At 66.4% G+C, this 11,630-nt stretch carries 13 protein-coding genes and 3 pseudogenes; 9 read left to right on the forward strand and 7 right to left on the reverse strand.

What is annotated here, in order from left to right; all coding sequences use genetic code 11:
• Nucleotides 1–111 precede the first annotated feature (111 nt).
• A complete protein-coding gene (locus OR16_RS47510; protein ID WP_006163312.1) occupies nt 112–852 on the forward strand; it encodes an MFS transporter in 741 nt (246 codons plus the stop codon).
• The gene (locus OR16_RS47515; RefSeq protein ID WP_081488958.1) at nt 747–1,280 is read left to right on the forward strand and encodes an MFS transporter; all 534 of its coding nucleotides are present in this window, start codon (nt 747–749) and stop codon (nt 1,278–1,280) included. The genes OR16_RS47510 and OR16_RS47515 overlap by 106 nt, the downstream gene beginning before the upstream one ends.
• Before the next feature lie 18 nt (nt 1,281–1,298).
• On the opposite strand, the gene OR16_RS33765 is transcribed toward OR16_RS47515, so the two are convergent.
• Both OR16_RS33765 and OR16_RS33770 read right to left on the reverse strand, forming a co-directional pair.
• A complete protein-coding gene (locus OR16_RS33765; RefSeq protein ID WP_006163315.1) occupies nt 1,299–1,844 on the reverse strand; it encodes a MarR family winged helix-turn-helix transcriptional regulator in 546 nt (181 codons plus the stop codon).
• Between the two features lie 83 nt (nt 1,845–1,927).
• Complete coding sequence (locus tag OR16_RS33770; protein ID WP_006163316.1) at nt 1,928–2,407, reverse strand: VOC family protein; 480 nt, start codon at nt 2,405–2,407, stop codon at nt 1,928–1,930.
• Between the two features lie 153 nt (nt 2,408–2,560).
• On the opposite strand from OR16_RS33770, the gene OR16_RS47925 reads away from it, so the two are divergent.
• Both OR16_RS47925 and OR16_RS33780 read left to right on the forward strand, forming a co-directional pair.
• Complete coding sequence (locus OR16_RS47925) at nt 2,561–2,959, forward strand: F0F1 ATP synthase subunit gamma (protein ID WP_337459895.1); 399 nt, start codon at nt 2,561–2,563, stop codon at nt 2,957–2,959.
• A pseudogene (locus OR16_RS33780) lies at nt 2,947–3,476 on the forward strand (hypothetical protein). The gene OR16_RS47925 and the pseudogene OR16_RS33780 overlap by 13 nt, the downstream one beginning before the upstream one ends.
• 33 nt (nt 3,477–3,509) lie before the next feature.
• On the opposite strand, the gene OR16_RS33785 reads toward OR16_RS33780, so the two are convergent.
• The 4 genes and pseudogenes from OR16_RS33785 to OR16_RS33800 all read right to left on the reverse strand — a co-directional run bounded on the left by OR16_RS33785 (nt 3,510) and on the right by OR16_RS33800 (nt 6,790).
• A complete protein-coding gene (locus OR16_RS33785) occupies nt 3,510–4,238 on the reverse strand; it encodes a ribonuclease activity regulator RraA (protein ID WP_006163319.1) in 729 nt (242 codons plus the stop codon).
• A 24-nt stretch (nt 4,239–4,262) separates the two neighbouring features.
• Nucleotides 4,263–4,550, reverse strand: a pseudogene (locus tag OR16_RS44695) (SDR family oxidoreductase); the annotation flags it as partial.
• Nucleotides 4,551–4,625: 75 nt separating this feature from the next.
• Nucleotides 4,626–5,606: a Bug family tripartite tricarboxylate transporter substrate binding protein gene (locus OR16_RS33795; RefSeq protein WP_006163323.1), complete on the reverse strand. Its 981-nt coding sequence runs from the start codon at nt 5,604–5,606 to the stop codon at nt 4,626–4,628.
• A gap of 59 nt (nt 5,607–5,665) precedes the next feature.
• Nucleotides 5,666–6,790: a mandelate racemase/muconate lactonizing enzyme family protein gene (locus tag OR16_RS33800; protein WP_006163325.1), complete on the reverse strand. Its 1,125-nt coding sequence runs from the start codon at nt 6,788–6,790 to the stop codon at nt 5,666–5,668.
• A 105-nt stretch (nt 6,791–6,895) separates the two neighbouring features.
• Between OR16_RS33800 and OR16_RS33805 the strand changes: the two genes are divergently transcribed.
• Both OR16_RS33805 and OR16_RS44700 read left to right on the forward strand, forming a co-directional pair.
• Nucleotides 6,896–7,777, forward strand: a complete 882-nt coding sequence (locus OR16_RS33805; protein WP_006163327.1) for a LysR family transcriptional regulator — start codon at nt 6,896–6,898, stop codon at nt 7,775–7,777.
• Between the two features lie 13 nt (nt 7,778–7,790).
• Nucleotides 7,791–7,989, forward strand: a pseudogene (locus OR16_RS44700) (hypothetical protein); the annotation flags it as partial.
• Between the two features lie 9 nt (nt 7,990–7,998).
• Here the strand turns inward: OR16_RS44700 and OR16_RS33815 are convergent.
• Entirely contained in the window at nt 7,999–9,300 is a 1,302-nt protein-coding gene (locus OR16_RS33815) for a UDP-N-acetylglucosamine 1-carboxyvinyltransferase (protein WP_006163331.1), read from the reverse strand.
• A 121-nt stretch (nt 9,301–9,421) separates the two neighbouring features.
• On the opposite strand from OR16_RS33815, the gene OR16_RS33820 reads away from it, so the two are divergent.
• From OR16_RS33820 to OR16_RS48560, 3 genes are all read left to right on the forward strand, one after another.
• Nucleotides 9,422–9,967, forward strand: coding sequence for a copper resistance protein (locus tag OR16_RS33820; protein ID WP_337459894.1), 546 nt, complete (start codon nt 9,422–9,424; stop codon nt 9,965–9,967).
• A gap of 71 nt (nt 9,968–10,038) precedes the next feature.
• On the forward strand, nt 10,039–11,340 hold the full coding sequence (locus OR16_RS33825) for a TolC family protein (protein ID WP_006163333.1): 1,302 nt from the start codon (nt 10,039–10,041) through the stop codon (nt 11,338–11,340).
• 186 nt (nt 11,341–11,526) lie between these two features.
• Nucleotides 11,527–11,630: heavy metal-binding domain-containing protein (locus OR16_RS48560; protein ID WP_006163334.1), on the forward strand; the 104-nt coding region annotated here is incomplete at its 3' end.

The following is an 11,630-nucleotide window of genomic DNA, read 5'->3' on the forward strand; positions in this document are numbered from 1 at the left end:
GGAGGCGGGCGGCGGAATGGCTTGCCCCGCGCCCGCCCTGGCGCGATGATGCACGCTGCGCATTCCCCCGACCTATCGCAGTTTTCTCTCCAAGCCACCCGGCATTTACCCGTGACCGCCCACGCCCACGCCTCCCGGAACGCCATCGCGTCGTTCTATCTCTACTACGTCGCGCTGTACGCCCCGGTTGCGATCACCATCAGCTTCTTCCCCCTCTGGATCCGCGCCCAGGGCCTGAGCGAGCAGCAGACCGGGATGGTGCTGGCGCTGGGCGCCGCGCTGGCGGTGCTGGTCAATCCGGCCGTGGGCGCCATGGCGGACCAGTACCGCAGCCGCAAGGTGATCCTGCTCGCGCTGGTGGCCGGCTCCGCGCTGAGCGCCGGGCTGTTGTTCAGCGCCAAGGGCTTCATCGGCGTGCTGCTGGTCTTCCTGGCCACCAAGGCCTGCTCGGCGGGCCTGATACCGCTGAGCGAATCGATGGCGCTGGCCGGGATGCCGCGCTATGGCTTTGACTTTGGCCGCTTGCGCAGCGCCGGGTCGATGTCGGTGGTGGCCATGTCGATCGTGCTTGGCTGGCTGGTGGATCGCGCGGGGACCGAGGTGATCGCGATCGTGTTCGTGGTGGCGTACCTGGCGCAGGGCCTGCTGGCGCTGGCGCTGCCCAACGACACGGTGACGGCGCGCCATGCGGTGAAAGCGCCGCTGCTGCAGGTGCTGCAACTGCCCGGCTTCTCGCCAGCGCTGCGATGTCGCAAGCGTGCCACGGCTTCTTCTACAGCTACAGCGCGCTGTACTGGAAGAACTTGGGGTTCTCGGCATCGACCATCGGCTACCTGTGGGCGCTGGGCGTGATCGCGGAGATCACGGCGTTCACCTTCGGCTCGCGGCTGCTGGCGCGGGTGTCGGCGCCGGCGCTGATCGCGCTGGCCTGCGCGGCGGGCATCCTGCGCTGGTCGATGATCGGCCTGGCCGAGAGCGCCGGGGTGGCCATGCTGGCGCAACTGCTGCAGGGCGCCACGCTAGGCTTCACACAACTGGGCGCGGCGCAGTACATCCGCACCCGGGTGCCGGCGCAGGTCATCTCCAGCGGCACGGGCCTCTACTCGGCCTGCGCCGGCTTGCTGACCGCGGCCTGCGTGTTCCTGGGCAGCTACCTGTTTGCCAGCGTGGGCGGCCGCGCCTTCCTGCTCACGGCCGCGCTTTGCGGCGCGGGCCTTGCGGCGGCGCTTGCCTTGCAGGTGCATGAGGCACGCCAGGCGCGCGTGCCTAGCGCGGGTTAAGGCGGTTGCTTACCGGCCCTATTTGATGCCGCGCCAGACCTTGGCCAGGATCGTCTGCAGCGTCTGGCAATCCTCGTCGTTCAACTCGCGGGTGAGGTGGGCGCAGGCGCGCCAGAAGGACGGCAGCGCCTGGTCGAGAATCTCGCGGCCCTTGTCGGTCAGCACCAGCTCCAGGCTACGCCGGTCGTCCTTGCGATGCTCCCGCGCGAGCAGTTCGCGCGTCTCCAGCCAGTCCAGCAGCCCGGTTGCCGAGGAGCGAGTCACGCCGCAGTAATCGGCGATGACCGACGGCGTCAGCGGGCCAAGGTCCAGCATGCCGCGCTCGTCCAGTGAGAACAGGATCAGCACGTGCAGCTTGTTCTCGGTGATGCCGTGCTCGCGCAGCCCGGCGTTGACCCCACTCATGACGTCATCGCTGAGCCACAGCAGCATCAGCCCGGCCGCGGCCTTCTTGCGGCTGGTGCCACGCTCCGCAGTGGCGGCGAGCAGCTTCAGGTGCGGCGCGATGGCTTGCTCTGCGCTGGCGGGCTCGATAGGTTCGGTGGGTTCGGTCTTGGTGGTCATCGGGTTGGGTGCTGGCTTCGGCTGCCTGATACGGCTAGCATATAGTGCGATTATCGTATCAGACTTGCCGTGCGGCGTGACACTCAGCTTTGCGTCGCCGGCGTGGCGCCAGCCGCGGCGCGTTGCTCTGCAAACAGCCGGTCGCTGCGCTTGCAGCGGCAGCGGCCGATCTGGTGCAGCTCGATCATGTTGCCGGCCGGGTCGTGCATGAATAGTTGCTTCAGCTCGGGCGCCGCGACGTTCTCCTGCTTCCAGAAATCCACGCCCAAGCGCAGCAGCTCCGCCTCCGTGGCGAGGATATCGCGCACGGCCAGCGCCACGTGATTGCCGACCGGATCGCGGCCTGGGCCTTGCGCATAGGGCGAGACGCCGTCGCTGCCCAGCAAGTGGATCTGGCAATCGTTGCCCATGTCGAGGAAATAGCCGGGCACGCCGGGAATGTTCCAGCGGCCGGTGTCGGTGTCGAGGCCCAGTACGTCGCCGTAGAAGGCGCCCATGGCTTCGACCTTGTCGAGAGGCATGCGGACTGCGTGATGGTGAAGTTCGAGAATTTTGATAGCCATGTCTGGCTCCTTTCCTTTGGATGTGAGGTGGCGTGAAGCGGCGCTGCCGGGATTGATGCGATCGGTACGGTGCGTCGTCATCACATATAATACGTCACACTAACTATCTGTCAAGCAAATCAAATTGGGGCATGATTTAAGAGCACCGCCACGCTGCGTGCGCTGATCCGCGAGCATCGCTTCATTTCGTTGTTTCGTGCCTGCGCCGAATTGCTGGCGAGCGAAAAAGCCAGCCGCCTGGCGGCGATGGAGCGAGCCGACAAGAGCATCGACGAGTTGCTCGCCAGCCTTCGCGGCAGGTTTCACAGCCAGCGGCAAAGAGCGATCGATGAGGAGTTGTTCGACGTGACGGCAGGATACGAGGCCTTGTCGAAGGAGAGTCCTGCTCAAGGCGTTAAGGACGAGGGGCTGCTATCCGACACCGTTGAACCGGCACCAAACGCCGTCTGCACCAGTCCAGATCCAGACCTACTGGATCTGATCCTTGCTGACGAACGCGGCAAAGAGGCCGCCCAGCATCTACGCCAAGAAAAGATGATATGGCAGGCTTAGTCCCGCAGGAGCCGCAGTCCGCCGCCGCGTACGATGATTGCACTACCGCTGCAGTGAAATCGGTCTTGGTCGATATCGGCCAGATCCTTGGCACCATCCAAGGCAAGTCCGCGGTCATCGGCGGGGCAGTGCCTTGGCCGCTTCTCGACAACGACGAAATGCGCCACGTCGGCACGATTGACGTGGACCTGAGCCTGGTTGCCGAGGCGCTTGCCGATAACGAGTACGCGACGCTCGTTGAAGCGCTGATGGAACAGGGGTACGTTCAGCGTGAGGGGCTTAGACGTTTCCAACTCGCTCGCGAGGTTCCTGCGCGGGACGGCGGCCCCGCCATCGACGTCGTCGTTGATTTCCTGATGCCGCGGCATGCCGAGATCGAAAAGAACATCCCGCGACCTCGGTGAGGCAGTTCGTTGCGGACACGCAGGTCTTGGGCGACCGCAGCCCGGAGCAATGGCAACAGGACACCTTCGGGCAGATCGACGCGCTTCTTCGTGATTTGAAGCTGCGCGAATAGCGCGTTGACCGAGCGCCGCGATGCCGTTGCCTATCAATCGCCCCCATCCTTCTCCGCCCAAGCCCTATACCGAGCCTTATTCTCGTCATTGGGCGGATAAAGCCCAGGCAACGGCGTGCCCCGCTCAACCTCACCCATGATCCACTCTTCAAGCCGCTCCTGCTCCACCGAGGCGGCAATCACATCATCGAGCAGCGCCGCCGGAATCAGCACCGCGCCGTCCTGGTCCACCACGATGATGTCGTTCGGAAACACCGCGCCCCCGCCGCAGTCGATCGGTTCCTGCCATCCCACGAAGGTCAGCCCCGCCACCGACGGCGGCGCCGCGGTTCCCTGGCACCAGACCGGCAAGCCGGTGCCAAGCACGCCAGCCACATCGCGCACCACGCCGTCGGTCACCAGCCCCGCCACGCCGCGCTTGCGCATCCGCGCGCACAGGATGTCGCCGAAGATGCCCGCATCGGTCACGCCCATGGCGCCAACCACGGCGATGCAGCCGGCGGGCATCGCTTCAATGGCGGCACGCGTGGAGATCGGCGAGGCCCATGAGGCGGGCGTAGCGAGATCCTCGCGGGCGGGAACGAAGCGCAGCGTGAACGCGCGGCCGACAAGCCGTGGCTGCCCAGCGGCGAGCGGGCGCGTGCCGCGCAGCCACACATTGCGCAGCCCATGCTTGAGCAGCACCGTGGTCAGCGTTGCCGTCGAGACGGCGCGCAGTGCCTGGACGACCTTATCGTCCAGCGCGAGAGGATCGACGCTCATGTGGATTCCTGGGTGGAAATGGGTTCAGATACTGGCGATCAGGCCACCGTCGATGCGGATGGCCGATCCTGTAATGTAGCTCGCGCGCTGGCTGGCAAGGAAGGTGACGGCATCGGCGTACTCCTCGGGCGTTCCATAGCGCCCGAGCGGGATTGACGCCGTGCGGTCCGCGGTGACCGCGTCCACCGGCCGTCCCTCCCGCCGGGCTCTGGCTTCGTCGAGAAAACGAATACGGTCGGTGGCGATGCGCCCCGGGATCACGATGTTGGCGGTGATGCCAACGCGCGCGCCTTGCGCAGCCAGCGCCCGCGAGATCGCGCCGCCAAGGCCGCCGCCGCCGCCCAGCACCAGCGCGGTCCTCCCTTCCAGTTCCAGATGCATGGGTGCTTACCCCTGCGCCGTGATTTTCTTGTCCTTGATCAGCTTGGCCCACTTGGCCCGCTCGATGCGCATGAACTCCGCGAACCGCTCCGGTGAGCCGCCGCCATCCTCCGCGCCGAATTCCTCCAGCCGCGCCGCGACTTCGGGCATGGCGAGCACCTTGTTCACGTCGGCATTGATGCGCGCCACCATCGGCGGCGGCAGCCCGGCGGGCCCGACCAAGCCGAACCAGATACTCGCGTCGAAACCCGGAAAGCCGGACTCCGCCACGGTGGGCACATTGGGAAAGCTCTTCACGCGCTTGTTGCCCGTCTGCGCAATGGCGATCATCTTCTCCTCCTTGATGAACGGCGTCGCGGTCGTCATGCCCTCGAAAGCAAACTGCACATGCCCGCCGAGCAGATCGGTAGCCAGCGGCGCCGAGCCCTTGTAAGGCACGTGCAGCACCGAGATGCCGGAGCGCTGCTCGAACAGCGCCAGGGCCAGATGCTGTGCGGAGCCGGAGCCAGCCGAGCCAAAGGTGACCTGGCTGGGCGTTTTCCTGGCCAGGTCGATCAGTGCCTGCACCGTCTTGACCGGCTGCGTACGGCTGGCGACCAGCACCTGCGGCGTCTTGCCGACCAGCGCGATTGCCGTGAAATCCCGCTCGGCCGAATAGTTGAGACGGGCATGCAGGCCGGGCGCGATGCCGAGCGCGTTGATATGGCCCAGCATCAGCGTGTTGCCGTCCGGGGCCGCCTTGGCCACCTCCGATGCGGCGATCAGGCCGGCGGCGCCGGCCTTGTTGTCCACCACGACCGGCACGCCCCACAGCGCGCCGAGCTTGTTGGTGATGATCCGGGCGATCACATCCGTGCCGCCGCCCGGGGGAAACCCGACCACGACCCGTATCGGGCCTTTGGGCAACACGGGATCGGCGGCAAGCGCGGGCAAGGCGCCCGCGGCGGCCAGGGTGGCAAGGGCGCGGGCAAAGGCGCGTCGGTCCATGATGGTTGTCTCCGTGTTTTTATGTTTTCAGTGCCGTGCTGCGGGAGTATGCGTGCCGCTCAGGACGTGGTCGTCCACGCGCCATACTTCGCCACCTGCTTCTCATCGAAGCCAAAGCCCAGCCCCGGCGTCTGGTGCAGCACGACGCGGCCGTCCTTGTGCCCGAGCTGCCGGTCGATCAGGCGGCGGAAGTTCAGCACCTGGTCGTCCCAGAAGAACTCCACATAGCGCGCATTCGGCGTTGCCGCCACCAGCGGCGCGTGCACATCGTGGAACCAGTGCGGACACACCTGCACGCCATAGCCGGCCGCGATGGCCGCGATGCGCTTCCACTCGGTGATGCCGCCACAGACCGCCGCGTCCGTCTGCAGGATGGCGGCGCCGCCCATGTCGAGCAGCTGCTTGTGATACCAGCGGCCGTAGCCGATCTCCGCGGTGGCCACGGGAATGGAAGTCAGCCTGGCCAGGCGCGCGTGGCTTTCGATATCGTCCGGGCCAAACGGCTCTTCGATAAAGTACGGGCGGTATGGCTCGATGCGGCTGAGATACTGCATCGCCTGCACCGTGTCGACCCAGCCGTTGTTGCAATCCAGCATCAGCTCCACGTCCGGCCCGATGGCTTCGCGCGCGGCCTTCACGCGGGATTCCTCGCCCTTGGGATCCCAGCGCCCGGTCTTCATCTTGACCGCCTTGAAGCCAAGCGCGACATAGCTGGCCATCTCCTCGCCGACCATCGCGGCGGTCTTGCCTTCGACGTAGTAGCCGCCGCTTGCGTACGCGGGCACCGTGTCCAGCTCGACCGCACCCAGGTATTTGTGCAGCGGCAGGCCGACTGCCTTGGCGTTCAGGTCCCACAGCGCGATGTCCAGCGCGCTGATGGCGCGCATGACGGTACCCATGCGGCCCTGCAGCAGCGCCTCCTGGTACATCCGCTGCCACAGCCCTTCCACGCCGAGCGATTCCTTGCCGATCAGCACGGCCCCGAGCAACTGCTCCACCGCCACCCGGAACAGCTCGCCGCCGGCGCTGCCCACATAGCAAAAGCCGATGCCTTCCACGCCATCCACGGACCGCACTTTCACCAGGCCATAGTGGCGCTCGGTCACGGTGCGGTTGGAGAACGAGGTCACGTGGTCAAGCGGTACGCGGGCGACGCAAACTTCGATGGATTGGATGATCGGCATACAAGTCTCTCTCGGGTGTGTTGGGTAAGTGCACGTAGTGTTGCGCACTCTAATCAACCAGAAAAGCGCCGCCAGGATGTTACTGAACACGTAAAATACGTGCTTATGGACATCAACTTCCTGCACACCTTTATCGTCGTGGTGGACGCCGGCTCCATCGCGGAAGCCGCCCGGCGCCTGGACCTGGCGCCCACCACCGTGGCGCAGCAGATCAAGGCGCTCGAAGCCGACATCGGCAGCAAGCTGCTGGCGCGTTCGGGGCGTACGGTACGCCCGACCATTGCCGGCAGCCGGATCCTGGAGCGCGCACGGCTGGTGGTGCGGGAGGTCGGCAACCTGCGCTCGGAGGCATCGGACACGGCGCTGCCCGCCGGCCCGCTGCGCCTGGGCTCCGCCCCGACCGCGCTGATGGGCCTGCTGCCGGGCGCGCTGCGGGAATGGCAGCGACGTTACCAGGGCATCGAGATCTTTATCGAGCCGGGCACGTCGGTGGCGCTGATGTCCAAGGTCGTGAGCGGCGAGCTGGATGCCGCGGTGCTGGTGCACCCCGCCTTTGCCATGCCCAAGACCTGCGAGTGGGTACCGCTGCGCAACGAGTCGCTGATCCTGCTGACGCCGGCGCGCATGAAGGTGGCCGACCCGCTGCAGACCATCGCCCGCGAGCCGTTTATCCGCTATGACCGCAACGTGGTGGCAGGCAAGCAGGCCGATGACTACCTGCACCGCCACAACCTGCGCCCACAGGTCCAGTTCGAGCTCGACGGCATCGAGCATATTGCCAAGCTGGTGGCCGAGGGCCTGGGGATATCGGTACTGCCCGACTGGGCGGCAGGCGGACAGCAGGACGCCAGGGTGCGGCGCTGGGCGCTGCCAGCGCCATGCCCGCAGCGTACGGTGGGCATGGTGTGGCTGCGCGCGGCGGTGCGCTCGCCGTTGGCGGCGGCGCTGGCGGAGTTGCTGGAGGTCGGTTTGCCCGCGCCGGCATAGGCGAAGCGTGCGGATGCGGCGCTGCTACGGCGCAGGCTGCCCGGACTTCGACAACGTCGGCCGCGACGCCAACACCGCCAGCCGGCTAGCTCCCGCGCCCATCGCGCTCGCGCAGCTGGCACCCGGCCCAATGGCGGCGCAGCTCGCCATCTATCTCGACTATGTGCACCATCGCATATCGCATCGTGGGTGCCACGCTGGCCGGGGTCGCGCCGGCGTGATTACTCCTCGCTAGTCCACTCCACCTCGACGCCAAGGCTGCGCAGGTTCTCGACAAAGCGAGGATGCGCCCGGCGGATGGGCGCGGCATTGCGAATCTCCGAGCGGCCGTCGATGCTCGCGGCCACCATGAACAGGGCGATGGCCACGCGGATGATGTACGGGCTCTCCACCACCGCCGGCGTCAGCGTATTGCCGCCAAAGGTGATGAGCCGGTGCGGGTCGGACGAGAACACATGGGCGCCGAATTTCGACAGCTCGCCGGTCCAGCCCAGCGCGCCGTCGTACACCTTGTTCCAGAACATGGCGTTGCCCTGCGCGCGCACGCCCAGCGCGATGAAGATGGGCAACAGGTCAACCGGGAAGTAAGGCCACGGCGCGGCCTCGACCTTGGTCAGCACGTTGCTGGTAAACGGTGTCTGCACTTTCAGCGGGCCGGCGCTGGTGGCGCGGGACCAGCCGTCTTCGTGCGTGATCTGTACGCCGAACTTGGCAAAAGTCCGGTCGATCAGCGGGAAATTCCCGGGCGCGCTGTTGCGCACCACGACGTCGCCGCCGGTGATGGCGCCCAGCGCCAGGAAGGTGGTGATCTCGTGAAAATCCTCGTCGAAGGTAAAGTCGCCGCCCTTGAGCTTGTTGCCGCCATGCACCGTCAGGCGCGAAGTGCCCATGCCTTCGATGTGCGCGCCCATCATCGCCATGAAGCGGCAGAACTCCTGCACATGCGGCTCCGATGCGGCATTGGTGAGCGTGGAGGTGCCACCCGCGGCGGCGGCGCACAGCACGAAATTCTCCGTGGTGGTCACCGAGGCATAGTCGAGCCAGTGGTCGGTGGGCGCCAGCAGGCCGGCGCTGCGTACCAGCAGCGAGCCATCGGCTCGCTCGATCTCGCCACCGAAGCGGCGGAACACTTCGACGTGCGGATCGATCTCGCGCACGCCAAGCGTGCAGCCCTTGACGTTGTCCTCCAGCCGGGCCACACCGAAGCGGGCGAGCAGCGGCGGCACCAGCATGATGGACGAGCGCATCTCTTCGGGCAGGCGATGCCGGGCCGCGTCGAACACGGTCTCCTGGTGGTGCAGCGACAGCGTGCCGGTTGCGTCATCCATATGCACCTTGCTGCCCAGCGCGCGGAAGATGTCGAGAATCTTGCGCACATCGGTGATGTCGGGCACGCCGTGCAGGCGCAAGGGCTCATCGGTCAGAAGCGTGGCGCAGAGCACAGGAAGCACTGCATTCTTGTTGGCGGAAGGGGTAATGCGCCCCCGGAGCGGCTTGCCGCCGTGCACGATGAGATTGGACATGGGATGGGATATTGCGAGACGGGCCCGGACAGGATGGAACAACGCCCAGCATTGTACTTGCACTGTGAACGGCGCGACCGGCATCCGCACCGGCCATCCCCGGGTATCCGGGTCAAGGCGCATGGACGACGCCGCTGTGACTGATGCTGCATCCATGCGACAACGTGCCACGGTAAAGGCGTGTCTGAAATCGCCGAAGGCTGATAATATCGCCGCTAAATCACCGACCTTTCGCGTGCGCGCCTTTCCCCGCCGGTTCTGGATTACCGGACTCCTGCTTACCGCCTTCCTGACAGTGCAACTGGCAGCGGCGGCGTACGCCTGCATGGGAAGCCGCTACTCGTCTGGTTCACCCGGTTCGCCTGAATCGCCGGGCCAGGCGGTGGACGTGGCGGGCATGATGGCGTCGTGTCCCGAAATGGCCGAGCAGTCCACGCAGACAACGCTCGGCAGCCATGATGGGCTTTGCCTCGAACATTGCCAGCTAGGCGCCAAGTCGGTCGACCACGCCACCCCGCAGATTCCCGGCTTCCTGCCGGTCCTTGTCAGCCTTGTTGAACCCGCTCCCGTCGCCGAACTCACCCGGCATACGGTTCTGCTAGGCGAGGCCATTGCGCGCGCGCCGCCGCCGCCCATCCCGATCCTGCACTGCTGTTTCCGAACCTAGCCTCCGAAGCCACGCTTGTTTCGTGCCCTGCCGCCTGAGCGGCCGGGTCGTCGTTGCTTCCCGGAGGCTTTATGCATTTCCTTCGTCGTTTCATGCAGGCGCTCCTGTGCGCGCCTGCATTTGGCCTGGGCGTGCCCCTTGTTGCGCACGCCCAGCCAGCACCCACCTTGTCGGTCGAGGAAGCCGTTGCGCTGGCCACCACGCGCGCCGGCAATGGCGAGACTTCCAACGGCAGCGTTGAGGCTGCCGTTCAGATGGCCGTGGCCGCCGGCCAGTTGCCTGACCCGGTGCTCAAGCTCGGGTTCAACAATGTGCCGGTCAACGGCCCGGACCAGTTCTCCCTGACCCGCGACTTCATGACCATGCGCTCCATCAGCGTCATGCAAGAGTTCACGCGCTCGGACAAGCGCCGCGCCCGCGCGGAGCGCTTTGAGGCAGAAGCCGCGGCAGCGCAGGCACGGCGCACGGTCGGCCTGGCCAATGTGCAGCGCAGCGTGGTCGCGGCCTGGTTCGATCGCTGGTATGCCGAACAGGCCGGCGCGCTGCTCGGGCACCACGGCCATCCGCTGGAACTGGAGCTGCAAGCCGCCAAGGCCACCTATCGCAGCGGGCGTGGCGCGCGGGCGGACGTGCTGGCCGCGGAGATGGAAATCCAGAAACTGCAGGACCGGCTCGACGAGAACCAAGCCGCCATCGACGCCGCCAAGGTGGCGCTCGCCCGCTGGGTCGGGCAGGCGGCCAGTCGCCCTCTATCGGAAAAGCCAATTCTCGCCATGCCTGCGCGCGTGCAAGAGCTGGCCGGGTCCGAACTGGACGCCGTGCCGGAGATGGTGGCCTCGCAGCGCGAAATCGCGCTGGCCGAAGCCGATGTCCGGGCAGCAACCGAGGCCAGCAAGCCGGACGTGACTGTCGAGCTGATGTACAGCCAACGGGGTTCCGCCTATTCCAATATGGGTTCGCTGAACGTCAGCTTCCCGGTGCCATGGGACCGAGGCAACCGGCAAGACCGCGAAGTGTCGGCCAAGCTGGCGCAGGCGCAGGAAGCCCGCGCCAGGTCCGAGATCGTTGCGCGCAATACCAAGGCCGCGGTTGGAGCGAAGGTCGCCGAGTTGCGGCGCAACCTTGAACGGCTCAAGCGCTACGACGAATCCATCCTGCCACTGGCAAACGCCCAGGCAGACGCGGCATTGACGGCTTACCGCGCCAACACCGGATCGCTGCTGGCGGTTGCCGAAGCCAACCACCGGGTCATCGACACGGCGCTCGACCGGCTGACCCTCGAAGCGAAGACAGCCAGGGGCTGGGCCGACCTGGCCTTCCTCGTCCCGCTGCCCACCGCGCAGACCGAACCCGCCGCGAGGGATTCCAAATGAAGAAACAAGTCATCTTCCCCCCTGGTGGCACTCGCTGCCGCCGGGGGCGTCCTTTATGGCACCTATCAACTGGGTGTCAGCCGGGGAGAAGCACGCAAGCCACCTTCGACGGCAACGCGAAACCCATCCGCGGCCAGCGACGCGGATCCCCAGGCCGGCAGGAAGATCCTGTACTGGCATGACCCGATGGTACCCGGCCAGCGGTTCGACAAACCCGGCAAATCCCCCTTCATGGACATGCAGCTGGTGCCGGTGTACGAGGATGCCGGCACCAGCGGCGCGGCGCTCAC

The organism is Cupriavidus basilensis OR16 (assembly GCF_000243095.1).
Taxonomy (GTDB): Bacteria; Pseudomonadota; Gammaproteobacteria; order Burkholderiales; family Burkholderiaceae; genus Cupriavidus; species Cupriavidus basilensis_D.